Here is a 25033-nt window from a genome sequence, read left to right as displayed (position 1 = left end):
CTACTTCTTCTTCTTGCCGCCCGGCTTTGACTTGGCCTTCTTCTTGCCGCCCGGCTTTGACTTGGCCTTCTTCTTGGCGTCCTTCTTCTTGGCGTCCTTCTTCTTCCGGTCGGGCAGGTTGGCGGGAATCGCGTCCGCCGTCGTGGCAACGGCCGCGGCGACGGTTGCCTTGCTTGCGAATCGACCGTCGGCGGATCGTGCACGGCCGTTCGTGGTTGCCTCTGTCGTCATGAGTGGCTTCCCCTATCTACGCAGTGGTCGCAGCGCCTGCCCGCGCCAATGCGGGTGATCGCTACCTGATCGTAACCGTGCGTCGCCAGCTCATACCGGGCTAACCCCCTTCGACGCGCCGCGCCCTCTGCCATCAGAGTCCCTCTCACACGTTTGAGGCCCAACACCGTCGCCCTCATGCCACACTTCCCTTGTGAGAATCGAGCGCGAGGATCCGGTCACGCCCGACGTCGTCGCGCTGCTCGAACAGCACCTCGCGGTCACGAGGGACACGGCGCCTCCCGAGTCCTGCCACGCACTTGACGCGGGCGAATTACGCGCGCCGCACATCACTTTCCTGGCGGCACGGGACGACGACGGGACGCTGCTCGGCATAGGCGCGCTCGCGGACCTGGGCAATGCCCACGGCGAGATCAAGTCGATGCACACCGCCTTGGCCGCTCGCGGGCGCGGGATTGCCGCCGCCGTGCTGACCCTCCTGGTCGAGATCGCGCGGGAGGCGGGCTACACGCGCGTGAGCCTCGAGACGGGCACGCAGGACTTCTTCGCGCCCGCCCACCGGCTCTACGAGCGCCAAGGCTTCACCGAGTGTGCGCCATTCGATACCTACGTGGCGGACCCTCACTCGCGCTTCTACACGCTGAACCTTTCCGGCGAACCGGGCTAGAGAGTCGCCCCCGCTAAAGAGCCTCGTCGGCCGCCCTCAATCCTTCCCACACTGCGCGGCGCTCGGCCTGCGCATCGGGGTCCGGCACCGGTAGCGAGGCCAGGAGCCGCTGGGTGTACGGCTCGCGCGGCGAGCCGAGTACCTCGTCGCCCGTGCCCTCCTCGACCAGCTTGCCGCGGTGGAGCACCGCGATGCGATCTGCGAGCATGTCCACCACCGCAAGGTCGTGGCTGATGAACAGGGCCGCAAAGCCCAGCTCGCGGTGCAATTCATCGAACAGGTCGAGCACGCGCGCCTGGACGGATACGTCGAGCGCGGAAGTCGGCTCGTCGGCGATGAGCAGTTCGGGGTTGAGTGCGATCGCCCGGGCGAGGCTCGCCCGCTGGCGCTGCCCGCCGGACAGTTCGTGGGGGTAGCGCTCGCGGAAGTAGGTGGGCAACTGCACGGCCTCAAGCAATTCGTCGACCCTCGCACGGGCGTCGGCCGCGTTCTCGGCCTCGCCATGCACCACCAGCGGCTCGGCCACGCACTCGGCGATGGTGAGCAGGGGGTTGAAGCTCGTCGCAGGATCCTGGAACACAAAGCCGATGCGGCGCCGCAAGGGGCGGAAATTCCGCTCGCGCATCCCGTGCATCTCGGCACCCAGCACCGTGAGCGAGCCGCCGGAGACCCGGGTGAGGCCCGCCATGGCCCGGCCGATGGTGGTCTTGCCAGAGCCGGACTCGCCCACAAGTCCCAGCATCTCGCCGGGACGGATGCGGAGGTCGACGCCGTCCACGGCCACGAAGTCGGGCTGCCGGAAGCGACCGGGATAGGTGATCCGGAGGCTCTTGGCCTGGACCACGGGCGTGTGATCGTCCCAGCCCTCGGGTCGAGCGGCGGCCCGCTCGTGAGCCCGCGCGAGGCCCTCGCCGATGCGCGGGACTGCGGCGAGAAGCTGCTTCGTGTAGGGGTCCTTGGGCGAGTTGAAGAGCGTACGGACGTCGGCCTGCTCCACCAACTTGCCCTGGTACATCACTGCCACCCGGTCGGCGAGGTCGGCTACGACTCCCATGTTGTGGGTGATCAGGACAATGGCCGTGCCGAACTCGTCGCGGACTCGGCGCAGCAAGTCCAGGATCTCGGCCTGCACCGTCACGTCGAGAGCGGTGGTGGGCTCGTCGGCGACGATCACGCCGGGCTTGAGCACCAGCGCCTGCGCGATGACGATGCGCTGCTTCTGGCCGCCTGAGAACTGGTGAGGGTAGTGGTCGACGCGCACCTCGGGATCGGGAATCCCGACGCGGCGCATCACGTCGATCGCGGCAATCCGCGCATCCTTCTTCGAGATCTTCTGGTGCGCGTGCAGGCCCTCGGCAATCTGCCAGCCGACGGTGAACACGGGGTTGAGCGCGGTCGACGGCTCCTGGAACACCATCGCGGCGTCGCGCCCGCGCACCTCGCGCAAGTGAGAACCGGACATCGTGACGATGTCGCCGTCGCTCGCGCCGTCCCTGCGCGTGAGCAGCACTGCACCGCGCACGGTCGCGGTCTCGGGCAAGAGGCCAAGAATGGTCTTCGCGGTCACGGTCTTGCCGCTGCCGGACTCGCCCACGATCGCGAGCACCTCGCCAGGGTGCACGGCGAGGCTCACGCCGTCCACGGCGCGCACCGGTCCCGCGTCGGTCTGGAACGTCACCGCGAGGTCGCGGATTTCGACGACGTCGCTCATGGCGTCCCCTCTCGCGGGGTGGGGGGGTCCGGCGGGTCAGTCGACTCCTGCGAGGGGGTCGACCCCTGCCCAGTGGTGGGTTCCTGCTGGCCGTCCACGCCCAGGTCCTCGCCCAGGTCCTCGACGGGCTCGGCCCCCGCGACGCGCTTGCGCAGCCGCGGATCGGCCAGGTCGTTCAGGCTTTCCCCGACCAGTGTGAGGCCGAGCACCACCAGCACGATTGCCGCGCCGGGGAACACCGAGGTCCACCAGATGCCGCTCGTGACATCGGAGATCGCCTTGTTGAGGTCGTAGCCCCATTCGGCGGCCTCAGTCTGCTCGATGCCAAAGCCCAGGAAGCCGAGCCCTGCCAGCGTGAGGATCGACTCCGAAGCGTTGAGGGTGAGGATCAGCGGCAGGGTGCGAGTGGAGTTGCGCAGCACGTGCTTGGTCATGATCCGGAAGTTCGACGCGCCCATCACGCGAGCGGACTCCACGAAGGCTTCGGACTTGATGCGCACCACCTCGGCGCGCGTCACCCGCAAATACTGTGGGATGAAGATCACGCTGATCGATAACGCGGCCGCGAAGATTCCTCCCCACATGCTCGACTGTCCCCCGCTGATGACGATGGCCAACACGATGGCGAGCAGCAGCGAAGGGAAGGAGTACACGGCGTCGGCAATCACGATCATCACCCGGTCGAGCCAGCCGCCAAAATAGCCGGAGATCAAACCAAGCGCGACGCCGATGAAGAGGGACGCGATGACCGCGACGACGATGACGTAGAGCGCGGTGCGCGAACCCCAGATGAGTCGCGACAGCACGTCGAGTCCGCCTTGGGTCGTGCCGAGCCAATGCTCGCTCGAGGGCGGCTGCTGGGCGCCGAATGCTCCGCTCTCGTCCCGCAACTGGCTGAAGCCGTGCGGGGAGAGCAGCGGCGCGAAGAGAGCGGTGAGCAGGAAGATCGCTGTCAGCACCAGCCCGCCGATGAGCATGCCGCGCTGCAGGCCGACGCTTACACGCAGGTGGGACACGATCGGCACGCGCGACCACCGGGACCGGTGGTGGACCTCGGTCTCGGTGGCGGGGTGGGAAGCCCGTGCCATGTCAGTACCTCACCCGGGGGTCGATGAGCGCGGCGATGACGTCGACGATGAAGTTGGTCACCGCGACGATGACCGCGAGCAGTACGACGATGCCCTGGACGGCCACGAAGTCCCGCGCCTGCAGGTATTGGGCCAGTTGGAAGCCGAGGCCCTTCCATTCAAACGTGGTCTCGGTCAGTACCGCGCCGCTGAGCAGGAGTGCGATCTGGAGGCCGATGACGGTGATGATGGGAATCAGCGCGGGCTTGTAGGCGTGCTTGCGCAGCAGGCGCCGTTCGGACACGCCGCGAGAGCGCGCGGCCTCAACGAACCCCGCGCCGAATGTTGAGATGACGTTGGTCCGCACCAACCGCAGGAACACACCTGCTGTGAGGAGACCGAGCGCGGCCGCCGGAAGCACGGCGTGCTGGAGGACGTCCCACACGATGTCGGGGTCGCCGGTGCGGACCGCATCGATGATGTAGATGCCCGTCGGATTGTCGAGCTTGTGCAAGTCGAGTTCGGTGCGCGTGGACGCTCTGCCCGCCACGGGAAGCACGTTGAGCCACACCGCAAAGATGAGCTTCAGGAGCAGTCCGGCGAAGAACACCGGCGTCGCGTAGGCCAGAATTGCGCCGATGCGAAGCACGGCGTCGGGGGCCTTGTCCCGGCGGTAGGCGGCGATTCGTCCCAGCGGGATCCCGATCAGGAAGGCGACGATGAGGGCATACGCCGCCAACTCAAGCGTCGCACCACCGAAGTGGGTGAGCACCTCGGTGACGGGGCGGCGGTCGGACAGCGTCGTGCCGAAGTCTCCGGTCAGCAGGCCGCCGAGGTAGTCGACATATTGGACGAGGATCGGACGGTCGTAGCCCGCTTGATGGATGCGTTCGGCGAGCTGGTCGGCGGGCAACCTTCCGCCCTGCGAAGCCGTGATCGGGTCGCCCGTGGCGCGCATCAGCACGAACACGGTCGTGACAAGGATGAACACGGTGGGGATGATCAGGAGCGCCCGCACCACGAGATAGCGCACAAGCGAGCCCCCGGACTTCTTGGAGCTCGCTTCCGGTGCGTCCGCGACGACGGGCGTGGTCATACCGTGATCCTCAATGTCCACGTGGGGACTCTACAGGGAGCGCAAACGCGAAAGCGTGGGGGGACCGGTTGCCCGGTCCCCCCACGCATCGCGACTAGCCCTTGGACAGGGCGCCGTAGCGGAACTTGAATGAGGCGTCCAAGGTGTCCTCTGCGCCCGAGATGTCGGCACCAGTGATCGCCACCTGAGCGCCCTGCAACAGCGGCACGGTGGACAGGTCGGCGGCGACGGCATCCTGGATCTGCTCAATGAGAGCGGTGCGGGCGGCGGGGTCAACGGTGACCGCCTGCTCCTGGATCATGTCGGTGACGTCCTGGTTCACGTAGTGGTTTCCCAGGAAGTTGTCGATCTGGAAGAACGGCGCCAGGTAGTTGTCGGCGTCGGAGTAGTCCGGGAACCAACCCAGCTGGTAGGCGGGGTAGACGTCCGCGGTGCGGTCCTTGGCGTACTGCACCCACTCGGTGGACTGCAGGTTGACCGTGAACAGGCCGCTCGACTCGAGCTGGTCCTTGACCAACGCGTACTCGTCGGCCGAGCCGCCACCGTAGTGGTCAGGGTTGTACTGCAGGTTCAGCTCGACGGGCGTGGTCACGCCCGCGTCTGCCAACCTTGCAGCGGCCTTGTCGGCATCCGGTCCGCCAGACCCATCGCCGTACATCCCCTTGAGGGACTCGGTCGCGCCGGTCAGTCCGGCGGGAACGTAGGAGTACAACGGCGTGAAGGTGCCGCGGTAAACCTGAGTCGAGATCTCCTCGCGGTTGATGAGATCGGCGACCGCCTGGCGCACGGCGAGGGCCTTGGCCGAGTCGGCGTCGGCAGTCGTCGCACCATAGGGCATCGTGTCGAAGTTGAACACGATGTAGCGGATCTCGCCGCCAGGACCGTCGACAACCTTGACGTTCTCGTCGCCGCGCAGGTCCTCGATGTCGGTGGCCGACAGCGAGCGGTGTGCCACATCAATGTTGCCCTGCTGAACGTCGAGCTTGAGGTTCGACTCTTCGGCGTAGTACTTGACGTCAATGACCGAGGTCTTGGGGGCGCCGAGTACGCCCTCGTAGCCCGGGTTTGCGGCGTAGCTCACCAGGTTGTTCAAGTCGTAGCTCGTGATGACATACGGGCCGGCGAAGGCGTTGGCGGCGACGATGTCGGCGTCCGGCGTCAGTGCGTCGGCCGCGAAGACATCTTCATCGACGATCGGGCCTGCGGGGCTGGACAGGATCTGGGGGAAGATCTGGTCGTTGGGCGACTTCAGGTTGAAGACCACCGTGGTGTCGTCGGGAGCGTCGACGCTTTCCAGGTTGTAGAGCAGCGAGCCGGGACCATTGCCGTCGTCGGCGCCGGACTCGAAGATCGCCATTTGGCGGTCAAACGTGAACTTCACGTCGGAGGACGTGAGGGGGTTGCCGTTGGCAAACGTGAGGTCGGGCTTCAGCGTGACCGTGTATGCGGTCGGCTCGGTGAACTCGGCGGACACGGCGATGTCGGGCTCCACGTCGGAGGTGCCGTACGGAGAGTTCATCAGGAACGGGAACACCTGGTTCATCACTGCGAACGAGCCGTTGTCGTACGAGCCAGCCGGGTCGATCGTCGTGATCTTGTCGGTGGTGCCGATGACGATGGACCCACTGGAGTCGCCACTGGAGCCGGAGTCTGAATTGTTGCTCGAGCAAGCGGCAAGGGTCAGCGTCGCGATGGCGATGCTGGACACGAGCGCTGCGCGGCGGTGGTTTCGCGAAAGCAAAATACGTACCTTCTCTCAAGGATGGTCGTCGCGCGAGCGAACGACAGTGGTGCGAACTTCCTTGGTAGCACAATTGCTCCACACCACACCGGTCGACGAGATTTTTTTTACATTCCCGCAACAATCTGTCTGTCGCGTGCCGCTTGCCGTGTCCAAATCGTGATCTTTGCTGGTATAAGCGGAAATGCTGTCGTCGAGGGGAATTTCCCGGCCCCCGGCACGCTTCCCTACACATGGCCCTCCATCACACAGAGTTCGACACCATCGTCATCGGCGGTGGCCAAGCAGGCCCGTTCCTGGCGTCCAAGCTCGACGCCCGTGGCGAGAAGGTCGCCATCTTTCAGGAGGGCCCCTTTGGCGGGACGTGCCTGAACGACGGCTGCCGGCCCACCAAGGCTCTGCGGGCATCGGCCCACGCCGCCCACGCCGCCCGCACCGCCGCTCCCTACGGCGTCCATGTCGAGGGCGTCTCCGTGAACATGGCCGAGGCGATCGACCGCAAGGACGCCATCATCGACGCCTGGCGCGACGGCGCGACCGACTACTACGAGAACCACGAGACCATCAGCTACGTCACCGCGCGTGCCCGCCTGACCGGCAAGGACGGCGATCACTTCCTCGTGACATTCGACGACACCACCGTCACCGCTGCGCGCGTCATTCTCAACCCGGGAGCACGCTCCGTGCCCCCGCCGATCAAGGGTCTGGACGCGGTCGACTACCTGGACCACCACACCCTGCTCGACCTCAAGGAGGCCCCCGGGCACCTCATCGTCATCGGCGGCTCGTACATCGGCCTGGAACTGGGCCAGGTGTGGGCGCGCTTTGGCTCCAGGGTGACGATCCTGGAGCACGGAGATCACGTGATCGCCCGCGAAGATCCCGACATGTCCGATGCCATCGCCCAGATGCTGCGCGACGAGGGCCTGGACGTGCGCACCGGCGTTCAGATCGACAGCGTCGAGGCCGACGGCGACGGCGTGGTGGTGGCGTTGGCGAGCGGTGAACGCCTTGCTGGCGATCGCCTGCTGGTTGCGGCGGGACGGGTCCCCAATAGCGACGACCTCGGCCTGGACACGGTGGGCGTGAAGACCGACAAGCGCGGCTACATCGCCACGGACGAGCACTTCCTCACGTCAGCACCGGGCATCTACGCGGTGGGCGACGTGAACGGCCGGGGCGCCTTCACTCACACCAGCTACCGGGACCACGAGATTCTCGCGGACCATCTGGCGGGAGGTGACCAATCAGTAGCGGGACGCATACCTACTTATGCGCTGTTCACCGACCCTCCACTTGGACGGGTGGGCATGACCGAGACCCAGGCCCGCGAGGCCGGACTGAACATCACGGTCGGCAACTACGAAATGGCGTCGTTGACCCGAGCCGTGCTCGATGGCATCAGCCCCGGAAAGATGCGGCTCGTGGTGGACGCCGATGCGGATCGCGTCGTGGGAGCGGCGTTTTTTGGCCTTCACGGCGACGAGGTCATTCAGGCCGTGTCTTTGCTGATGCACGTCGACGCTCCAGCATCCGCCCTCGCCACCTGGCTCCCGATCCACCCCACCGTGGCGGAGTTCCTGCCGACCATCTACGGGGGCCTCGAGCCCGCATAACTTCCGCGGCCCGGCGAGAACCCACTCCGATGGACCCGGGGTCGATTGCGGCGATCCGCTCCGCCTGCCCGGCTAGGCAGGAGGAGGCGGCGCGGCGGCCGCGCGCCGTTGTCTGAGGTCAAGCCGGCGCGAGGCGGCCACCACCACACCGAGGGTCACGACTCCAAGGCAGACGCCCGCGAGCACGTCGGTCACAAAGTGGTAGCCCAGGTACAGGCGGCTACCTCCCACGAGCGCGATGATCCCCGTCGACGCCACCAGCCACCACGCGAGCGAGCGGCCGTTGCGGCGATGCCGCCACAGCAGGTACGCGGCGACCAGCACCAGCGTGGCTGCACCCGCGGTATGGCCCGAGGGGAACGAGTAGGACGCCTCGAGTCTCGGGATCACCTGCAGGCTGCCTGCAGGGCGCGGCCGGGCGACGATCATCTTGACCACCACGGCAATCACGGTCGACATCGCCATCGCCGACACCAGCAACAGCGGGTCTCGCCACCCGCCCGAGACCTTGCCCCACACGGCACAGGCGACCCCCACCAGAATGGGCAGAATCCCCGGCCCGAAGGCGTTGGTGATCCACGTGAGCACCGCGGTGAGCCAGTCCTCGCGGATGCTGGCAAGCCAGTTCAAGGCGGGTTGGTCGAGCAGGTAGATGTCGTCGCGGTCGAGGAAATGATCGAGCACACGCCAAAAGGCGAACGCGCCCGCTGCCGTGAGCAGCAGCCCAGGCAACAACGCCCGGATCGTGGGCGACGGGATGCGATAGAAGATGTCCCGAATCATCGTCCCAGCGTAGGCGCGCCATCCCCGCGGCCACGCGCGTCGCCCGTCATGCCAGGCCGTCCGCCAAGAAGCCTCTCGCCACGGGCCGCGCGAACATGCCACGATGGGGTCATGCCAGGTGACCCTCAGCAGGACGACATCGCCGTGCCCGAAGTCAACGACGCGGACTATGAGCTGACGGACGGGGTCGCCATGTCGCCCGACGGGTCGTTCCTCGCCTCCGGATACCCGCCGCCGGCGGACCCGCACATGGAATCCCTCACCGTCGTGGCGTCGGAAGAAACGTTCCCCGTGCCCATGCTGCCGAATCCGCTGAAGCCCAGTCACGAGGCGCCCACCGGCCTGCCCGCGGACCGGTTCCTTGACCGCGAACTCAGCTGGCTGGCATTCAACGAAAGGGTGCTGGAGCTCGCGGAAGACGAGTCGACGCCGCTGTTGGAGCGCGCGCGATTCCTCGCGATCTTCGCGTCCAACCTGGACGAGTTCTTCATGGTGCGCGTGGCGGGCCTCAAGCGCCGCATCGCGGCCGGATTCGCGGTGCCGAGCGCCACGGGGCTCAGCCCCACGCGCCTGGTCGAGCTGCTCACCGAGAACGCCCATGAACTCATGGACCGTCACGCCGACGAGTTTCACGATCGCCTACGGCCGGCGCTTGCCGCCGAGGGCATCACGCTGGTCAGGCACGACGACCTTGAGGAACCTGAGCGCGGGCGCCTGCGCAAGCTGTTCCGGTCCGACATCTTCCCGGTGCTCACGCCGCTCGCCGTCGACCCCGCACACCCCTTCCCCTACATCTCGGGGCTGTCGCTCAACCTTGCGGTGGAGATCAGGGACCCGGACACCGGCAAGGAGTACTTCGCCCGCGTCAAGGTGCCGGAGACGCTGCCCCGATTCCTCAGCGTCGACGCCAAGGGCAAAGCCTCTCAGGTGACCGACGCGTCGGTCCTGTCCGATGAACCGCGCAGCTTTGTGCCGCTCGAGGAGGTCATCGGCGCCCACCTGGACTACCTGTTCCCCGGCATGGACGTGGTCGACCACTACACCTTCCGGGTCACGCGCAACGAGGACGTCGAGGTCGAGGAAGACGACGCCGAAAACCTCCTCAAGGCGATGGAGCGAGAGCTGTTGCGGCGCCGCTTTGGCCCCGCGGTCCGGCTCGAGGTGGCCGAGGACCTCTCCCCCAAGGTGAGGGAGCTGCTGGTGCGCGAGCTCGGCATCTCCGATTCAGACGTCTATCACCTGCCCGCCCCCCTGGATCTGCGCGGGCTCGACGTCATCGCCGACCTCGACCGGCCGCAGTTGCAGTTCCCCGCGTTTAGGCCCACCACGCACCACAAGCTGGCGCCCGTGGAGACGGCCGACGAGCAGAACGTCTTCGAGGCGATCAGCCGCTCCGACGTGCTGCTTCACCACCCCTATGATTCCTTCTCCACCTCGGTGCAGGCGTTTGTGGCCCAGGCGGCAACCGACCCCAAGGTGCTCGCCATCAAGCAGACCCTGTACCGCACGTCGGGCGACTCGCCCATCGTCGACGCCCTGATCGAGGCCGCGCGCAACGGCAAGCAGGTGCTCGCGCTCGTGGAAATCAAGGCAAGGTTCGACGAACAGCGCAACATCTCGTGGGCGCGCAAACTCGAGCAGGCCGGCGTGCACGTCGTGTACGGGCTTGTGGGACTGAAGACGCACTGCAAGCTCCTGCTGGTGGTACGCCAGGAGGACGACGGCCTGCACCGCTACTGCCACATCGGCACCGGCAACTACCACCCTCGCACCGCGCGGCTGTATGAGGATTACGGCCTCCTGACCAAGGACCCCGACGTCGGCTCGGACCTCACCAAGCTCTTCAACCAGCTGTCGGGCTACGCCCCCAAGGCCAAGTTCCGCCGCCTCATGGTCGCGCCCACGTCGGTGCGCGCGGGGCTCCTCGACCTGATCGACGCCGAGGCCGACCGTGCCCGCGACGGCAAGGAGGCCTGGGTCAAATTCAAGCTCAACTCGGTGGTGGATGAACGGATCATCGACGCTCTGTACCGCGCGTCACAGGCGGGCGTGAAGGTGGACCTCGTGGTCCGCGGCATCTGCGCCATGCGCGCCGGAGTGCCCGGGCTCAGCGAGAACATCCGCATCCGATCGGTGCTGGGTCGGTTCCTGGAGCACTCTCGCCTGTACGCCTTCCACGGCGAAGACGAGCCGGTGGTGTACATCGGCTCGGCAGACCTGATGCACCGCAACCTGGACCGCCGCATCGAGGCGCTCATCTCGATCTCAGACCCCACCCAACGGGAATCGCTGATCGAGAATATCGACGTGGCCATGGCGGCCGATGTGTCGGCTTGGGAGCTCGGCGCTGACGGGTCCTGGGAGCGTGCGAAGGGCACCGTGGAAGCCCCGCTCCGCGACCTGCAGACCATGTTCATTGAGCGCCAGCCCGAGCGCAGGACCCAACGCAGGACCCAGCGCAAGTGAAAGTAGAACCCGCCGAGGCCGTTCTTGCCGCGGGCGCCTTGGTGTGGCGCGTGCGCAAGGGCGAGTTACAGATTCTCGCCGTGCACCGTCCTCGCTACGACGACTGGTCGTGGCCCAAAGGCAAACTCGACATCGGGGAGACCCTGCCGGCGTGTGCGGTTCGCGAAGTCGCAGAAGAGACCGGGCAGGTGATCGAGCTCGGCCAGCCGCTGCCCACGCTGCGCTATCCCATCGCCGGCGGCAAGGTGAAAATTGTGCGGTACTGGGCGGCGCACGTCATCTCGCCCGAGTCGCCCGCGGCCCTCGCGCGGGAGGCGGTCAAGGACGCCTCCAAGAATGAGATCGACAGCGTGAAGTGGCTGACGGTTGATGAGGCGCGGCACCTCATCACGTTCCACGACGACCTTCGCCCACTCGAACGACTGATCGACGAGTACGAGGCCGGCAGGCTGCGCAGTCGCGTGCTGATTCTCACCCGCCACGCCCGCGCCAAGCGACGCAAGGCCTGGAGGGACAACGACCTTGAGCGCCCCATCACCAAGGGCGGCAAGGTGCGGGCGCGCGAACTGGTGGGCCTGTTTGCCGCGTTCGGCGCGTCCAAAGTCACCTCGTCACCCGCACTGCGTTGCCTCCAGACACTGGAGCCCTACGCCGAGGCCGCCGGCCTGCCGATCCGCACCATCGCTTCGTTCACCGAGCCGGCCCATGCGAAGCAGCCGGAACGCACCGCAAAGGCCTTCAGGGAGCTGCTGGGCAAGAAGCGCGACCGAGTAGTGAGCGTGCACCGACCCACGCTGCCGACCATCGTCAAGGTCCTGCGCGAACACACGTCATCAAAGACGCGGGGTGCACTGCCGCGCACGATGCCGTACCTGCCTGCGGGAGGAGTGTTGATCGCCCACGTGATCGACCACGAGGGCCAGCCGCGCGTGATCGCGGTAGAGACCCATCTGCTCAGACCCGGGCTGTAACAGGCGGCGGGCGCGGGCATGAAAGAGACGCCGGACCGGGAGCGCCAGACGGCGCGAAGGCCGCTCAAGGCGGCTGGTGTTGGAGCCCGGGGCTGCCACGATCCGACGCCTCTTTCAGGATACTCCGACATGAGAATTCCGGCTTCACATCCGTGAGGAAGGCGACACGCGTGGCGTGGCGGGACCTTGCTAGTCGAGCTTCTCTTCCCGCCACAGCATGGCCGAGCGCTCGAGTTCCTCGCCCGTACGCACCAGTTGGGCGGCCCGCAACGTCGCCTCGTGGGCGCGCGCATCGGCATGGCCCTCGTCGGACTGTGCCTCGAACGCCGCGCCCGTGGCGACCACGCGGCAGAATGCCCCGGCGCGCTCGAGTGCAACGGCCAGGTCGCCGGTGAACACCCCCGACAGGATCAGGTCCGCGAGCGTGCGCACCTCGTCCGGGCCCGGGGGGTCCTCGACTCCCGCGATCGCGTGCCGCACCTGCGCGGCCTGGACCCCGTGGTGGTAGGACCGCGCCACGGACTCGGCCGAGAACTTGACCCATTCGCGCAGCATGTAGATGCGCCACAGGGCACCGGGCAGGGTGTGCGGTTCCGCCTTGGACCACATCATGGCCACGGTGTCGATGCCCTCTTCGTCGACCAGTCGAATCAGGCGAGCCGTGACCTCAGGATCACGCAACGCCCGTGCCTGAGCAACCACCGCCGCCGCGGATTCGTGGGCCACGAGCGCGCGATCCAAGGGGTCGATGTCGCCCACGATCTGCTCGGCTTCCTCCATGTCGAGCATGGCGGGGCGCCGGTAGCGTCGTTGCTCCACCACTTAGTTGGCCCCGCCAGACCTGGCATCGTCAACGGGTGCAGCGTCGTCAACGGGTGCAGCGTCGTCAAAGGTCAGCGACACCGAGTTGATGCAGAAGCGGTTGCCGGTAGGCGTCTGCGGGGCGTCGGGGAACACGTGACCCAGGTGTGAGTCGCACGCGGCGCAACGCGCCTCGACCCGCACCATGCCCAGGGTGCGATCTTCGAGCAACGTGACCGCATCGTTCTCCGCCTCGAAGAAGCTCGGCCATCCGCAGTGCGAATCAAACTTGGTGTCCGAGCGGAACAGTTCCGCATTGCACGCGCGGCAGCGATAGATGCCGTCGCGCTTCTCTTCCAGCAGTTCGCCGGTCCACGGGCGTTCGGTGGCGGCCTCCCGCAACACCTTGTACTCGAAGTCCCCGAGCTGGGCGCGCCACTCGGCGTCCGTCTTCACGATCTTGTTGGATGACATTGCCACTCCTTCCGTGACTCACGCTAACGGGCCGCGCAGGGTCTCTCGACAATGCAGTGTCTCTCGACAGTGCAGCGCAACTCGACGATCCAGTCGCCATGCGAACCGGGCCTGACGCGGCGTCGGCCGCCGCGCACCCGGCAGAGTGCGAGACTCACGGGGAGACAGATGGCAGGCGCCCAACTCCGAGGGGGGGTTGGAGCCGGGCGCCGCACTTCTTCATCTCCCCGTGAGGCTCGCGCCTTGGCGGGTACACCGTTCCCAACGCGGGGAACGCGCGACTTGTTCCCACCATTGTCGCGGATCGTGAGTCGGATCTTCACACGTGGACCGCCACTGACCAGGACGGCCCCGACGCTCGTGCCACACTGGCTCGGTGACGCCACCCCAGCCCGTGTCCGGCTCGTCAGGCCGCGCCGGCGGCGCGGTCACAAGGGGCCCGGTTCTTGGCATCGGCCGCCTGCAATGGGCCGATGCGTGGTCGGGGCTCAAGGCGATCGCGCCGCTGATGCCGGGTTCCGTCGCGTTCGGCCTTGCCTTTGGCGCGCTCGTGTCGGCGACGGGGATCAGCCCGTGGACAGGTCTCTACGCGTCGGCGACCGTCGTGGGCGGCGCCAGCCAGATCTCGGCGATCGAGTCGGTGCGCGCGGGCGCTCCCGCCGTGATCGCCATCGCGACGGCACTCATCATCAACGCACGGTTTGCGCTGTATTCGGCGGCGCTGGGACCGGTGTTTGCCGCGTTCCCCCGCCGCTGGAAGCTGGGCCTGGCCCACCTCATGACCGACCAGGCCGCGGTGGTGGCCCTGCAACGCGCCGATGAATACCCGGACCCGGTGCGCAGGCGCTGGTTTGTCCTCGGTGCCGCGCTGCCGTTCGTCGCGGTGTGGATCGCGGGCACGGCGGCAGGTGTCGCGGCGGGTCCGATCCTCCCCGATGCGTGGCAGATCAGCTTCATCGTGCCGCTCATGTTCATCGCCGTGATGGTTCCGACGCTGCGGCGGTCCGAGGACGTGGTCGCGGTGGGTGTCACCGGCCTTGTGGTGCTCGCGTCCCGCGAGCTGCCCTTTGGGCTCAACGTGCTGGTGGGGATCGTGAGCGGAATCGCGGTGGGGACGCTGTGGGCCGAGCGGGCCGACGCGCGGCGGCGGCGCCGGGGGCAGCACGTTGACAGCGTGACCGAGGCCGCCGAGCACGAGGCCGGAGGCGGGTTGTGAGCGTCTTGCTGATCTTCACGGCCGTGGCCGTCGGGACCTACCTCCTTCGCATCTCCGGCATCGTGCTGCTCAGCAATCCGGAGAAGTTGCCTCCCCGACTGCGCCGCGCCCTGGGTCTGGTCGCACCCACGGCAATGGGCGCCATCCTCGTCAACTCGCTGTTCTTGGACGAGGGTCAATGGCGGTCGTTCGGGGCGTGGCACCTGGCCGCAGCGGTGGCCATCGGCGTCGCCCTGTGGAAGAGGTCGGCAGGCTGGGCGATGTCGCTCGGCGCCGCGTCGTTTGCCCTGCTGCTTGTCGCGGGCCTGTAGGACCCTTCACCGTTGCTTCGGCTCACTCCTGCGTGCATGCTGATGGTGTGTGACGGTGAGGGCAGGCACGGTGCCTGCCGGAAACGGAGCTCCTCATGCCGCAGCACGTGCTGTTCGTGAAGGACCATTGGGCGCGCGCCGGCCTGCTTGCCATCGCGGCGGCGGTGCTGGTCTTCGTCACCGCGTGCACGCCGGGAGTCACCGGCTCGTCTGCCAGCCCGTCGGCGTCGGCCACTCCCGTCGCGAGCGCGACACCAGCGTCGGCGTCGGCAACGCCATCACCCCCTGCCACGGCCACCGCGGGGGACTGCTCGGACGATGGAATCGTGCCAGGGCGCCTCGGCTGCCTCGACGCCAACCTGCCCGTCACCGGCAATCCAGGCGAGGCCGCCGTCACCTGGGATGGCGACCACTGCTCCCCTGGCGACGGGCGCTTCGTGTTCACTGCAGCACCCGACCGCGTGGGCCTGGGCGGCGCGGACGGCGGCGAGATCGGCCGCATCGACGTGTACGACCCCACCCTGACCACTGCCGAGGGCATTCACGTGGGCTCCACCCGGGACGAGGTGGTGTCCGCGTACCCGTCGACGCCGGTGGTGACGTCCTTCTCCGGTACCGGGCTCGTGGTGATCGCCGGCCCCGAGGGATTCATCACCATCGAGTTGGCAAATGGGTGGGGCAGCGAGCCCTGGACCGTCGCCAACATCCGCATCTACGCGGCGGACCAGGACCCCAACGTGCCCGTGTACGGTACCGAGGACTTCGCTGGCGCGTGCCCCTTGGGAGTGTGACGGGCGGGACCCCGCAGCGTAGCGGGGGTATTCGCCGTGAAACACTGAGCCAGTGACCGACCTCGACGCCTTCTCGCTGCGCGTCCCGCGTCACCTTCGGCGGCAGTTCGTCGAGGGCGCCAAGCAGATGCTGCCGTTGTCGGTGGGCGGTGCCGTGTTTGGGCTGGCCATGGGCGCGCTCATCGCGGCGTACAACATGCCCAACTGGGCGGGTGCCGTCGGCACCGTGATGCTCAACGCTGGCGCGGCGCAACTGGCGCTGATGGACCTCGCGGACAAGGGTGCACCGTGGGTCATCATCATCGCCACCGTTGCGGTGGTGCAGGCGCGATTCGCCCTGTACTCGGCCTCGCTCGCCAAGGTCTACCAGGTGTTTCCGCGCCGATGGCGGATCGCGCTCGCGTTCCTGCTGACCGATCAGGCGGCGGCCTTCGAGAAGCACTTCACCCCACTCATCCCTGACCCGGTGCGCCGGCGCTGGTTCTTCCTTGGCGGGGCTTCCTTGTTCGCGGGGATGGCGATCGCGGGCACGCTCGTCGGCATCCTGTTGGGACCCGTGTTGCCGCGATCGTGGCAGGTCGGGTTCATCGTCCCGCTCATGTTCCTGGCGATCATCCTGCGCACCGTGAGCGACCGGCCGGGCGTCATGGCCGCGGTCGTGGCCGCCGCGGTCGCCGTCACGGCTCACGCCATGCCGTATGGCTCCAACGTCATCGTCGCGACGCTCGCCGGGATCCTGGTGACCCGCCTGGTCGCGCCCGCGTCCTGGTATCGGGGTGCGCCCACGGGCGAGGACCTCGAACCCCGGGAGGGCGCACCGTGAGCACCCTGATTCTCTTCGCCCTCGCGGCCGCGCTCACGTTTGTGATCCGCTACTCGGGCATCGCACTGTTCGCCGGCGACCGCGAACTCTCGCCGGGCTGGGCGCGCACGCTCGAACTTGCGGGGCCCGCAGCCATGGCCGCCATCGCGGCCAATACGCTGCTGCTGGACCACGGCGACTTCCGCGTGTTTGGCGCGTGGCACCTCATGGCCGTTGTCGCGGCCGCCGTGGCGATCTGGAAGCGCGACACCAACTGGATCCTGCTGGGCGGGGCCGTGGGCTTTGTCGTGTTTCGACTGCTGGGAATGTGACGATGCCGACGGCCCCAGCCCACATCCGGCTTAGTTCTTGCCCTCCCAGCCCGAGTGGTTCATACCCTGGCTGCGCTGCTGCTTCTGGATCTGGGAGGCGGGTGGCTGCTTGGAGTCGGGGTTCTGATCCGCGCCCTTGCGGTCGTGTGACTCGCTCTGCCACGCGGGCGCTCCCGCGTCGGCCGGCCGATGGTCTGCGGCGTTTTCGATGTCGACCGGCTTGTCCTGGTCACGGTGCTTGTGATCGGTCATCATGAACTCCCTTCGTGGAAACGGCCCGTCCCTCGTACAACGATATCGCCGAACCACCTCATCCCTCCTGGTCACCTTGAGTGTGGCCCGAGGGCACCTTCAGCTGGCGCCAGTCGTTGACCGCGCACAAGGAGGCACGTGATGCAGAGCGGCTGGGAGTCGTTCGGCGTGACGACGGGGGTGCTCGTCGGCGTCGGAGTCGTTGCCTCGCTCACGCTGGCCGTCGTGGTGGTCGCCGTCGTTGGCGGGATGCGCCGTGCCCTCCGATTCACGCCGTGGGTGCTGTTGGCCATGACCACGGTAGCAATTCTGGTGGCGACGCTCGGTTTCAGCGTGGGCGACCCCGATGCTTCGGCGGGAATCAATCTGCACCCGCTGACGGAGATCCGACGCGGCCTGCGCGCCGGCGCGTCCGAGGCCGTCGCGGCGAACGTGTGGGGCAACATCACCATGTTCGTGCCGCTGGGCCTGCTGCTCATGTGGCTGTGGACGTCGCCGCTCATCGCGCGCGTGCTGATGGCGACCATCGCGGGCGCGGGGCTGTCGGTCATCATCGAGCTGACTCAGCTCAGCCTGCACCGCGTGGCCGACATTGACGACGTGATTCTCAACGGCGCTGGTGCCCTGCTGGGCGCGCTGGTGGGGATGGTCACCGTGTTGCTGTGGCGGCTGGGCCGGTGGCTGGTGCGACTGGTCCGCGGACGTGGGAACCCCGCTGCGGCGGCGAGCTGAGAGCCCTCCAGCCCCGAGATCGCTCCACGAACCTAGTCCTCAGTGCCGCGAAGCTTCACCGCTCGATACGCGAGTTGCAGCATCGTCACGATCATGAGGCCAAAGAACAGCAGCCCCGAAATGAACGGGCTGATGCGGTAGGCAAACGCGACGCCTAACCACGACGCGGCCGACGCCGCCGCGCCCACTACCAGGCCATCCCCCACCTTCACAAGGTGGCCGTGCATGTTCGCGCCCGAACCCGTCATCGCGGCCGGAATCATCGCGACCAGCGACGTTCCCTTCGCGAGCAGGTCCGATGCCCCGAAGCCCGCGATCAGGATTGGCACGACAATCACGCCGCCCCCGACGCCAAGAAGACCGGACGCGACACCCATCAGCACGCCGACAAGCAGGAGCATCAGGACGGACACCGGGGTGAGAGAGATGTCCGAGTCGCGTGAGGGAATGTCGATGAGTGTCTGAACGGCACCCACCCCGAGCAGTCCGATGAACATCCACCGCAGCACCCCGATGGGCAGCCTGCGGAGCAGCCGCGAACCGAGCAGCGAGCCGCCAATGGCCCCCACCCCTAGGACCGCACCGGCGACGATGGCGACGTGCCCGCCGATTCCGTAGGTAAGTGCCCCGACGATGGCGGTCGGAACGATAGCCACGAGCGACGTCGCCGCAGCGCGCCGCTGGCCCACGCCCAGCAACCAGATCAAGAGCGGCACCATCACCGCGCCTCCGCCGACTCCGAACAGACCAGAGAGCAGCCCACCGAGCAGCCCAACCATGACGAGCAGCGCCCAGCGTCGGGCGGGTGCGGGCGCTACGGGCATGCGGAATCTCGTTTCGAACGGTGGAGTGACCCTTAGTTACCGTAATGGCTCGTCGAGCGTCCCTCGCCCAGGTACCTGTCCACCAAGGCTGGCACGGCAATGTCGATGGGCTCGCGAATCACCTCGCTCGCGAGGCGGTCGTACTCGGTCGGCTCCGCGTTGACGATGATCAGGTCCGCTCCGGAATCCACGGCCAGGCCCGCCAACGACGCAACGGGATAGACCGAGAGCGTGGTGCCGATCGCGATGAACACGTCGCACTTCTCTGCGCCTTCAACTGCGCGGTCGATCGCGTCGGCGGGTAGCGCCTCGCCAAAGTAGACGATGTCCGGCTTGAGGATGCCGCCACACGTGGCGCACGCCGGGTCGGGGTTGGCGATCAAGCTTGCCACCACGGCGGCCGTGTCGACGTGTTCGCCGCACCTCGTGCAGGACGTGGTGTGCAGCGTGCCGTGCATCTCGACCACCTGGCTGCCTGAGAGACCGCCCGTCTGGTGAAGGCCGTCGAAGTTCTGCGTGAGGACCACCCCCAGTCCGCCGGCGTCGGCGAGGCGTGCGAGTGCACGGTGGGCGACGCTCGGCTCGGATGTCCATGCCGGATGGTCGCGCCACTCACGCCAACCCGCGACACGCACCTCTCGATCCGACATGAACGCGTCGATGTCAAGCAGGCGCATACGTTCGGGGTGGAGGGTCCACACGCCGACGGGACCGCGAAAGTCCGGGATTCCGGACCCGGTGGAAATCCCGGCGCCCGTGAGGACGGTGATCCGGGAAGCGGGCATGGTGCGAGGGTACGCCGGGACCAGGGGGGCCGGTGGTCGATGATGAACCACGCGCGGACTCCCCTTAAGATTGCGGGGCGGGCCTCTAGCTCAGTTGGTAGAGCAGCGGACTTTTAATCCGCGGGTCGTGGGTTCGAGCCCCACGGGGCCCACCTACGGAAACGCACGTGACTCGCCGGATTCTGTGGCATGACCGCTGGCGAGCCAGCTCCACGGCACAGGAATCGGGCGTGTGGCTCTTCGGTTTTCACCTGCGGCCGACGCGGTGCGCCTGTCGGGCGCGCTCGCGGCCCATGTTTGGATGATGGCATCGCGGCTCGGGAAGACCCCACTATAGTTGGCGGCCGCGTACTATAGTGGGATCCAGGAGGTGTGGAATGCAGGTGCAACGTCCGTTTGCTGTGGTGACTCCCACCCTGGACGGAGAGATCCTTGCCGTGCTCGCGCGCGTCGACGCAAGCCTCACGGTCGGCCAGATTCGGTCGCTGCTGCCGCATCGCTCCGACGAGGGGATTAGGAAGGCGCTACGTCGACTCGCCGCGCAGGGCACTGTGGACTCACAGCCGGTAGGAGATGTCGTCGGCCATCGACTGAACCGAAGTCATCTCGCGGCACCGCAGATCATTGCGATCGCGCACCTTCGAGAGACACTTATCCAGCGCATGCGAGACAGCCTCGAGGCGTGGCCCACGCGACCGCGATGGGCGGCGCTGTTCGGATCGACCGCGCGCGGCGAGATGGAAGCAGAGTCCGACATCGACATCTTCTTAGTCGCACCTGAGGTCGATGCTGATCTGTGGGAGGAGTGGACGCGCGCATTCGCGGCCGACGTGTCTGCCTGGACCGGCAACGACGCACGTATCCTCAGTCTCACCGAGCATGAGGTTCGGCTCAGCGCTACCACACGAGACCCGATCATCGAGTCATTACTCGCGGACGCGGTTGCGGTGTCGGGACCGGCGGACTGGCTGCGCCGCGCGGTAAGGAATGCCCGCCGATGACCCCGAGAACAGTGCGCGCCGATGCCGTTGCGAGGTCTGGTCGGATGAGGATCGCCTTGCAGTTCTCCGAGGCCGCGGAGATCGTACGCGAGCTCGCAGATGATGGCGGCGACGTCACGAATGCGTACGTGACATTGTGTGTGCATGCAGGCATCGCCGCGGCTGATGTTCGTTGCGCAGCTGCGCTGGGTGAGTACGCGCACGGCGAGAACCATGTCGAGGCGGTTGCACTTCTGGCGAAGGTCGATAGGTCCGCTGCAAAGCACCTGGACGCGCTCCTGAAACTCAAGACCGTGGCCGGGTACGGCACCACGACGATCAGCGCCGACCGCGTCCGACGTGCGACTCGTGCGATGGAGGCACTGGTCGAGTCAGCGCGCGTAGCCTAAGACGCCACATGTTCTCAACGTGCGCCTATTCGGGCGGAACCACGGCCTCGACGGTGACGGGCTCTCGCTGCGACGTCAGCGCGATCGCGGCCGAGACCGCGACCAGCCCGATGACCTCAACGAGGGTGGGAACCTCCGCGAGCATCACGGCGCCCACCAGCAGGGCGGTGGCGGGGAACACGGACAACAGCACGGAGAACCGTGCCGTCGGAGCATGGCGCAGCACGATCTGATCAATGCCGTAGGGCAGCACCGACGAGAACAGTGCCACCACGAGCAGCAGCGCCATCAGGTGCGGATCGGCAAGAGGCGCCGTGTCGCCGCTCACCATGCCGGGCAGTCCGATGGGGGCGAACACGACGGCTCCTGCCGCCATCGACACGGACAGTGATTCCAGGCCCGAGGGCTCTCCGGGCGCCGGAGTCGCCACCATGCGGCCCAGCATGATGTAACCCGCCCACCCCGCGGCGGCGAGGAGAATCCACACCAAGCCGATGCCAGCGTCGGCGCCGCCGACGTCGAGCGTCACCCCGACGATCATCACGACCCCGATGGCGGCCAGCGCGATGGCCGCGCGCTCTCGCCAGCCGCGACCCGTGAGGGCGCCGACGGCAACCGGACCGATGAACTCCACCGCGACCGCGGTGCCCAGCGGAAGACGCTCGAGCGCCAGGTAGAAAGTGATGTTCATGCCCGCGAGCACCGTGCCGAAGGCCACAGCACGCCACCAGGTGCGACGGGTCCACTGGCGTCGCCACGGGCGCAGCAGAATGATCAGCACGACCGCCGCGATAACGATCCTGGACCAGGCAACCGAGACCGGGGACAGGCGGTCGAACAACCCCACGGCCACGCCCGCGCCCACGTACTGGAACGTGCCAGACAGGACGAACACGAGTGGCGCGAGCATCACGAATGCCGAGCGGCGGGTCACGGCGTCACGCTAGCACCGCCAACTCTCGGTGCCTCGCCGCTGAGGCACTGAGGCTAACTAGGCGAAGAACGCGGCCCTGGGGAGCACCTGCTTTTCGCGGAGCCGCCGCTTGTCCGCTGCACTCAAACGCGCGATCTCGGCAGCAGCGTCCCAGTGCTCGCTAATGCTGGACACGACTTGGTCGACGATATCGCGGCCCTTTGCCGCACTCAACCCGTAGGTCTCCGACTCTCGGATGAGCGCCGCGAAGTTGGACACCTTCGCACCGCCGTCACCTCGCCCAAAAGCCATCGCCTGCTCGAAGGTATCGCCTGACCTGTGCCCCGGCGCAAGGTCGTAAGCTGGCGTCAGCTCCAGGTGCGTCCCGTCCCAGAAGGCCGCATGGTTCCGCGCGTGGTCGTCATTGTTGCTGATGGCGATATTCATGGCGATGCGCCGGAACAGCTCCGGGCCCGGCTGAGTGGCGTCCTTCGCATACATGCGGAGCACATCGAGAATCTGCGGGTAGGACACGTAGCGTGCATACAGCTCGTCCGTCTGCGACATCGTCAAGCCAGAGACCACGTGACGCCTCCCGCCCTTGCCATCGCGGTCAAATCGCTTGACCAGAAGGACTTCCTTGCCAAGGGAAGACACGACCTTGCTCTCGGGCACATTCATGCCTGCCCTACGCGCAAGTTCGAGCATCGCACCTTCGGCATTCACCACCGAAAAGACGCGATCGTCCGACGAGGAGAACTTGGCGAGCCACTCGCTTCCATCGGCGTCGGTAAGGGTCGCCTTGGGCCGCGCACCTCCGAGGCTCGTGCCGTGCAAGAGTGCCGCGTCGAGACCCGCCGAAAGCTCACGTCCCTCATCGACGATGGCGGCTGCCTGGTGTAGCTCATCGAGGGTCGCGGAATCCCCCCTGGGGACATAATTCTCACGACCAACCTGAAAGTCCAGCGCTCCAAAGCGATTCGATCCCGAGCTGAGCATGTAGTCGATTTCGCTGGGCGAGTTTGGCGCTACGCCTCGCCTGCGTTCGATGACGCCGCGACCCCACCTGTCCGGGCTCCCATCCCTGAGCACGCCAGCGATAGTCAGCCCATCGCCAGGCTCCTGGACACGCGGTCGCAGCGGAAGTTCGGGCGCGAACAGGCTGATCGCGTCGGGCCTGGATCGATACCTCAGCGCATAGATGAAGGTGAGGACCGGTCCGGCCTGGTCCACCCTTCCTGCCAGGACGGGCTCAGTCTGGCCGGGTAGCCACGTCCAGACGTACAACTCATCAGAAGTCGTCATCGACGGGTCCGTTCCTTGGGCGCCGCACACTGCTTGGAAGCAGCGCCAGCATCTCCTCGCCGCGCTGACGACGAATCGCGATCTCGGCGCGATCTTCAATCCCGAAGAGGGGCACACCGACGAGGTCCGCAAGATCCATCATGGTGCCCACGGACGTGCCACGATGGCCGGACTCTGCGGCTAGCACCGTTTGCTCCGAGATGTTTCCGCGCGCAGCGAGGTCCTTGGCAGTCCATCCCCGCTCGAGCCGTCCGCGCCGGATGAGTTGACCCCAAACGTCGAGGGCGTCCTGGATGTGCGGCCGTAGCGCGACCGTGCGCTTCGCCATCGTTCGCCTCCTTAAAACAGGTCTCAACATTATCTAGACATGTTTTATCATAACCACGATGAGACCGCTCCGCTAGTCATCACCGCAACCGCTCAGCTGTCCTGCCCGTTACCCCAGTTCTCGATGACGTAGTCCATGTCCTTGTCGCCGCGTCCGCTGAGGTTCACCAGCACCGTGCCCGTGCCCATCTCGCGGGCGGTGACCAGCGCGTGTGCCACGGCGTGCGCACTCTCGAGCGCGGGGATGATGCCCTCCTTGCGGCTCAACGCGAAGAAGGCGTCGCGGCAGTCGTCGTCGCTCGCCGTGACGTAGCGGACCCGGCCTGTGTCCTTCAGGTAGCTGTGCTCCGGCCCGACGCCCGGGTAGTCCAGCCCGCTCGCGCACGAGTACACGGGCGACGGGTTGCCGTCGGAGTCCTGAAGCAGGTAGCAGTTGAAGCCGTGGATGACGCCGGGCGTGCCGTAGGTCATCGACGCGGCGTTGTCGCCCACGGCCGTCCCGCGCCCGAGCGGCTCGACGCCGATGAGCTCGACAGGATCGTCCAGGAACGCCGAGAAGATGCCGATCGCGTTGGACCCGCCGCCGACGCAGGCCTCGACCACGTCTGGCAGGTTGCCGGTCATCTCGTGGAACTGCTCGCGGGCCTCGATGCCTACTACCTTCTGGAAGTCGCGCACCATCATCGGGAACGGGTGCGGGCCCACCACGGAGCCGATGCAGTAGATCGAGTTCTCGTAGTCGGCGAGGTACGCATCGAACGCCGAATCCACGGCCTCCTTGAGCGTCCGCAGCCCGTCTGTCACGGGAACCACGGTCGCGCCGAGCAGCTGCATGCGGCTGACGTTCGGCGCCTGCTTCTCGATGTCGACCTGGCCCATGTGGATCTCACACTCGAGGCCAAAGTGCGCGGCGGCGGTCGCGAGCGCCACACCGTGTTGCCCTGCGCCCGTTTCCGCGATGAGCTTCTTCTTGCCCATGTACTTGGCCAGCAGACCCTCACCCATGCAGTGGTTGAGCTTGTGCGCGCCGGTGTGGTTCAGGTCCTCGCGCTTGAGGTAGATCTGCGCGCCGCCGTTGTCCAAGGAGAGCGTGCGCGCGTGGTACACCGGCGTCGGCCGTCCCTGGAAGTGCGTGCGGATGTAGCGCAGCTCGTTGATGAACGCCGCGTCATTCTCGATCTCGTGATACGCCCTGGTGATCTCCGCGAAGGGACCTTCAAGTTGCGGCGGAAGGAACTGCCCGCCGAAGGCTCCAAAGAAGCCGCTCTCATCAGGGACGGTCGCGCGGCGGAAGTTCTCGCGCGTACTGGTCTGCTCGCTCATCACACACCTCATCGTGGTCGGTCAACTCGCGCGGCGAGCCTACACCCGGGACTCGCGAGCGGGATGGGACCCACAACCCTGGTGAGTGAGCCAACGAGCTTCGCGT

27 protein-coding genes and 1 tRNA gene are annotated in these 25033 nt (G+C 66.9%); 13 read left to right on the top strand and 15 right to left on the bottom strand.

Features of this window, described 5'->3' with window-relative positions:
* Complete coding sequence (locus QZZ29_RS03825) at window positions 1–231, bottom strand: hypothetical protein (RefSeq protein WP_291381486.1); 231 nt, start codon at window positions 229–231, stop codon at window positions 1–3.
* A 193-nt stretch (window positions 232–424) separates the two neighbouring features.
* Between QZZ29_RS03825 and QZZ29_RS03820 the strand changes: the two genes are divergently transcribed.
* Window positions 425–898, top strand: a complete 474-nt coding sequence (locus tag QZZ29_RS03820) for a GNAT family N-acetyltransferase (RefSeq protein ID WP_291381484.1) — start codon at window positions 425–427, stop codon at window positions 896–898.
* Window positions 899–911: 13 nt separating this feature from the next.
* On the opposite strand, the gene QZZ29_RS03815 is transcribed toward QZZ29_RS03820, so the two are convergent.
* The 4 genes from QZZ29_RS03815 to QZZ29_RS03800 form a co-directional block, all read right to left on the bottom strand.
* On the bottom strand, window positions 912–2609 hold the full coding sequence (locus QZZ29_RS03815; RefSeq protein WP_291381482.1) for an ABC transporter ATP-binding protein: 1698 nt from the start codon (window positions 2607–2609) through the stop codon (window positions 912–914).
* Window positions 2606–3697 (bottom strand): ABC transporter permease, encoded by a 1092-nt coding sequence (locus QZZ29_RS03810; protein ID WP_291381481.1) that lies wholly within the window; start codon window positions 3695–3697, stop codon window positions 2606–2608. The genes QZZ29_RS03815 and QZZ29_RS03810 overlap by 4 nt, the downstream gene beginning before the upstream one ends.
* Window position 3698: 1 nt before the next feature.
* Entirely contained in the window at window positions 3699–4772 is a 1074-nt protein-coding gene (locus tag QZZ29_RS03805) for an ABC transporter permease (RefSeq protein ID WP_291381479.1), read from the bottom strand.
* Between the two features lie 94 nt (window positions 4773–4866).
* Window positions 4867–6456 carry an ABC transporter substrate-binding protein gene (locus tag QZZ29_RS03800; protein ID WP_291381600.1) on the bottom strand — a complete coding sequence of 530 codons (1590 nt, stop codon included), beginning with the start codon at window positions 6454–6456 and terminating at the stop codon, window positions 4867–4869.
* Between the two features lie 290 nt (window positions 6457–6746).
* On the opposite strand from QZZ29_RS03800, the gene QZZ29_RS03795 reads away from it, so the two are divergent.
* Window positions 6747–8129 (top strand): mercuric reductase, encoded by a 1383-nt coding sequence (locus QZZ29_RS03795; protein WP_291381478.1) that lies wholly within the window; start codon window positions 6747–6749, stop codon window positions 8127–8129.
* 72 nt (window positions 8130–8201) lie between these two features.
* Here the strand turns inward: QZZ29_RS03795 and QZZ29_RS03790 are convergent, their stop codons facing one another.
* Window positions 8202–8912: a phosphatase PAP2 family protein gene (locus QZZ29_RS03790; protein ID WP_291381477.1), complete on the bottom strand. Its 711-nt coding sequence runs from the start codon at window positions 8910–8912 to the stop codon at window positions 8202–8204.
* 297 nt (window positions 8913–9209) lie between these two features.
* On the opposite strand from QZZ29_RS03790, the gene QZZ29_RS03785 reads away from it, so the two are divergent.
* Window positions 9210–11378, top strand: a complete 2169-nt coding sequence (locus QZZ29_RS03785; RefSeq protein WP_291381598.1) for an RNA degradosome polyphosphate kinase — start codon at window positions 9210–9212, stop codon at window positions 11376–11378.
* Window positions 11375–12349, top strand: coding sequence for an NUDIX hydrolase (locus tag QZZ29_RS03780; protein WP_291381476.1), 975 nt, complete (start codon window positions 11375–11377; stop codon window positions 12347–12349). Before QZZ29_RS03785 ends, QZZ29_RS03780 begins: the two co-directional genes overlap by 4 nt.
* A 189-nt stretch (window positions 12350–12538) precedes the next feature.
* Here QZZ29_RS03780 and QZZ29_RS03775 read toward each other — a convergent pair whose 3' ends face one another.
* Together QZZ29_RS03775 and msrB are read right to left on the bottom strand one after the other, a co-directional pair.
* Window positions 12539–13171, bottom strand: coding sequence for a hypothetical protein (locus QZZ29_RS03775; protein ID WP_366478988.1), 633 nt, complete (start codon window positions 13169–13171; stop codon window positions 12539–12541).
* Entirely contained in the window at window positions 13172–13624 is a 453-nt protein-coding gene (msrB, locus tag QZZ29_RS03770) for a peptide-methionine (R)-S-oxide reductase MsrB (RefSeq protein ID WP_291381474.1), read from the bottom strand.
* Between the two features lie 376 nt (window positions 13625–14000).
* Between msrB and QZZ29_RS03765 the strand changes: the two genes are divergently transcribed.
* The 5 genes from QZZ29_RS03765 to QZZ29_RS03745 all read left to right on the top strand — a co-directional run bounded on the left by QZZ29_RS03765 (window position 14001) and on the right by QZZ29_RS03745 (window position 17076).
* A complete protein-coding gene (locus tag QZZ29_RS03765) occupies window positions 14001–14840 on the top strand; it encodes an AzlC family ABC transporter permease (RefSeq protein ID WP_291381472.1) in 840 nt (279 codons plus the stop codon).
* Complete coding sequence (locus tag QZZ29_RS03760; RefSeq protein ID WP_291381470.1) at window positions 14837–15151, top strand: AzlD domain-containing protein; 315 nt, start codon at window positions 14837–14839, stop codon at window positions 15149–15151. The genes QZZ29_RS03765 and QZZ29_RS03760 overlap by 4 nt, the downstream gene beginning before the upstream one ends.
* Before the next feature lie 95 nt (window positions 15152–15246).
* Entirely contained in the window at window positions 15247–15942 is a 696-nt protein-coding gene (locus QZZ29_RS03755; protein ID WP_291381469.1) for a hypothetical protein, read from the top strand.
* Window positions 15943–15994: 52 nt separating this feature from the next.
* The gene (locus QZZ29_RS03750) at window positions 15995–16765 is read left to right on the top strand and encodes an AzlC family ABC transporter permease (protein ID WP_291381468.1); all 771 of its coding nucleotides are present in this window, start codon (window positions 15995–15997) and stop codon (window positions 16763–16765) included.
* Window positions 16762–17076: an AzlD domain-containing protein gene (locus QZZ29_RS03745; protein WP_291381466.1), complete on the top strand. Its 315-nt coding sequence runs from the start codon at window positions 16762–16764 to the stop codon at window positions 17074–17076. Before QZZ29_RS03750 ends, QZZ29_RS03745 begins: the two co-directional genes overlap by 4 nt.
* Before the next feature lie 30 nt (window positions 17077–17106).
* Here QZZ29_RS03745 and QZZ29_RS03740 read toward each other — a convergent pair whose 3' ends face one another.
* Window positions 17107–17331 carry a hypothetical protein gene (locus QZZ29_RS03740; protein ID WP_291381464.1) on the bottom strand — a complete coding sequence of 75 codons (225 nt, stop codon included), beginning with the start codon at window positions 17329–17331 and terminating at the stop codon, window positions 17107–17109.
* Between the two features lie 138 nt (window positions 17332–17469).
* On the opposite strand from QZZ29_RS03740, the gene QZZ29_RS03735 reads away from it, so the two are divergent.
* A complete protein-coding gene (locus QZZ29_RS03735; protein WP_291381593.1) occupies window positions 17470–18060 on the top strand; it encodes a VanZ family protein in 591 nt (196 codons plus the stop codon).
* A gap of 32 nt (window positions 18061–18092) precedes the next feature.
* Here the strand turns inward: QZZ29_RS03735 and QZZ29_RS03730 are convergent, their stop codons facing one another.
* Complete coding sequence (locus QZZ29_RS03730) at window positions 18093–18884, bottom strand: sulfite exporter TauE/SafE family protein (RefSeq protein WP_291381462.1); 792 nt, start codon at window positions 18882–18884, stop codon at window positions 18093–18095.
* Window positions 18885–18916: 32 nt separating this feature from the next.
* Window positions 18917–19669 carry a Sir2 family NAD-dependent protein deacetylase gene (locus QZZ29_RS03725; RefSeq protein WP_291381461.1) on the bottom strand — a complete coding sequence of 251 codons (753 nt, stop codon included), beginning with the start codon at window positions 19667–19669 and terminating at the stop codon, window positions 18917–18919.
* Between the two features lie 79 nt (window positions 19670–19748).
* Between QZZ29_RS03725 and QZZ29_RS03720 the strand changes: the two genes are divergently transcribed.
* From QZZ29_RS03720 to QZZ29_RS03710, 3 genes are all read left to right on the top strand, one after another.
* A tRNA-Lys gene (locus QZZ29_RS03720) sits at window positions 19749–19821 on the top strand.
* A 225-nt stretch (window positions 19822–20046) separates the two neighbouring features.
* Window positions 20047–20670 carry a nucleotidyltransferase domain-containing protein gene (locus tag QZZ29_RS03715; RefSeq protein ID WP_291381459.1) on the top strand — a complete coding sequence of 208 codons (624 nt, stop codon included), beginning with the start codon at window positions 20047–20049 and terminating at the stop codon, window positions 20668–20670.
* Window positions 20667–21059 (top strand): hypothetical protein, encoded by a 393-nt coding sequence (locus tag QZZ29_RS03710; RefSeq protein ID WP_291381457.1) that lies wholly within the window; start codon window positions 20667–20669, stop codon window positions 21057–21059. Before QZZ29_RS03715 ends, QZZ29_RS03710 begins: the two co-directional genes overlap by 4 nt.
* A gap of 25 nt (window positions 21060–21084) precedes the next feature.
* Here QZZ29_RS03710 and QZZ29_RS03705 read toward each other — a convergent pair whose 3' ends face one another.
* The 4 genes from QZZ29_RS03705 to trpB all read right to left on the bottom strand — a co-directional run bounded on the left by QZZ29_RS03705 (window position 21085) and on the right by trpB (window position 24927).
* On the bottom strand, window positions 21085–21993 hold the full coding sequence (locus QZZ29_RS03705) for an EamA family transporter (protein WP_366478983.1): 909 nt from the start codon (window positions 21991–21993) through the stop codon (window positions 21085–21087).
* A 57-nt stretch (window positions 21994–22050) separates the two neighbouring features.
* Window positions 22051–23277 (bottom strand): type II toxin-antitoxin system HipA family toxin, encoded by a 1227-nt coding sequence (locus QZZ29_RS03700; protein ID WP_291381455.1) that lies wholly within the window; start codon window positions 23275–23277, stop codon window positions 22051–22053.
* A complete protein-coding gene (locus QZZ29_RS03695; protein WP_291381454.1) occupies window positions 23264–23605 on the bottom strand; it encodes a helix-turn-helix transcriptional regulator in 342 nt (113 codons plus the stop codon). The genes QZZ29_RS03700 and QZZ29_RS03695 overlap by 14 nt, the downstream gene beginning before the upstream one ends.
* Window positions 23606–23697: 92 nt before the next feature.
* Window positions 23698–24927, bottom strand: a complete 1230-nt coding sequence (trpB, locus tag QZZ29_RS03690; protein WP_291381452.1) for a tryptophan synthase subunit beta — start codon at window positions 24925–24927, stop codon at window positions 23698–23700.
* Between the last annotated feature and the right edge of the window lie 106 nt (window positions 24928–25033).

The sequence above is a fragment of the Demequina sp. genome, from assembly GCF_016278765.1.
Taxonomy (GTDB): Bacteria; Actinomycetota; Actinomycetes; order Actinomycetales; family Demequinaceae; genus Demequina.
Note: the sequence above shows the minus strand (reverse complement) of the source record. Positions and strands in the feature narration are given on the sequence as shown.

Coding starts and splice junctions, on each gene's coding strand:
- QZZ29_RS03730 (WP_291381462.1), bottom strand. CDS start 18,884: ATGCCCGTAGCGCCCGCACCCGCCCGACGCTGGGCGCTGCTCGTCATG.
- msrB (WP_291381474.1), bottom strand. CDS start 13,624: ATGTCATCCAACAAGATCGTGAAGACGGACGCCGAGTGGCGCGCCCAG.
- QZZ29_RS03810 (WP_291381481.1), bottom strand. CDS start 3,697: ATGGCACGGGCTTCCCACCCCGCCACCGAGACCGAGGTCCACCACCGG.
- QZZ29_RS03740 (WP_291381464.1), bottom strand. CDS start 17,331: ATGATGACCGATCACAAGCACCGTGACCAGGACAAGCCGGTCGACATC.
- QZZ29_RS03815 (WP_291381482.1), bottom strand. CDS start 2,609: ATGAGCGACGTCGTCGAAATCCGCGACCTCGCGGTGACGTTCCAGACC.
- QZZ29_RS03710 (WP_291381457.1), top strand. CDS start 20,667: ATGACCCCGAGAACAGTGCGCGCCGATGCCGTTGCGAGGTCTGGTCGG.
- QZZ29_RS03735 (WP_291381593.1), top strand. CDS start 17,470: ATGCAGAGCGGCTGGGAGTCGTTCGGCGTGACGACGGGGGTGCTCGTC.
- QZZ29_RS03785 (WP_291381598.1), top strand. CDS start 9,210: ATGCTGCCGAATCCGCTGAAGCCCAGTCACGAGGCGCCCACCGGCCTG.
- QZZ29_RS03755 (WP_291381469.1), top strand. CDS start 15,247: ATGCCGCAGCACGTGCTGTTCGTGAAGGACCATTGGGCGCGCGCCGGC.
- QZZ29_RS03825 (WP_291381486.1), bottom strand. CDS start 231: ATGACGACAGAGGCAACCACGAACGGCCGTGCACGATCCGCCGACGGT.
- QZZ29_RS03715 (WP_291381459.1), top strand. CDS start 20,047: ATGCAGGTGCAACGTCCGTTTGCTGTGGTGACTCCCACCCTGGACGGA.
- QZZ29_RS03790 (WP_291381477.1), bottom strand. CDS start 8,912: ATGATTCGGGACATCTTCTATCGCATCCCGTCGCCCACGATCCGGGCG.
- QZZ29_RS03805 (WP_291381479.1), bottom strand. CDS start 4,772: ATGACCACGCCCGTCGTCGCGGACGCACCGGAAGCGAGCTCCAAGAAG.
- QZZ29_RS03695 (WP_291381454.1), bottom strand. CDS start 23,605: ATGGCGAAGCGCACGGTCGCGCTACGGCCGCACATCCAGGACGCCCTC.
- trpB (WP_291381452.1), bottom strand. CDS start 24,927: ATGAGCGAGCAGACCAGTACGCGCGAGAACTTCCGCCGCGCGACCGTC.
- QZZ29_RS03725 (WP_291381461.1), bottom strand. CDS start 19,669: ATGCCCGCTTCCCGGATCACCGTCCTCACGGGCGCCGGGATTTCCACC.
- QZZ29_RS03700 (WP_291381455.1), bottom strand. CDS start 23,277: ATGACGACTTCTGATGAGTTGTACGTCTGGACGTGGCTACCCGGCCAG.
- QZZ29_RS03795 (WP_291381478.1), top strand. CDS start 6,747: ATGGCCCTCCATCACACAGAGTTCGACACCATCGTCATCGGCGGTGGC.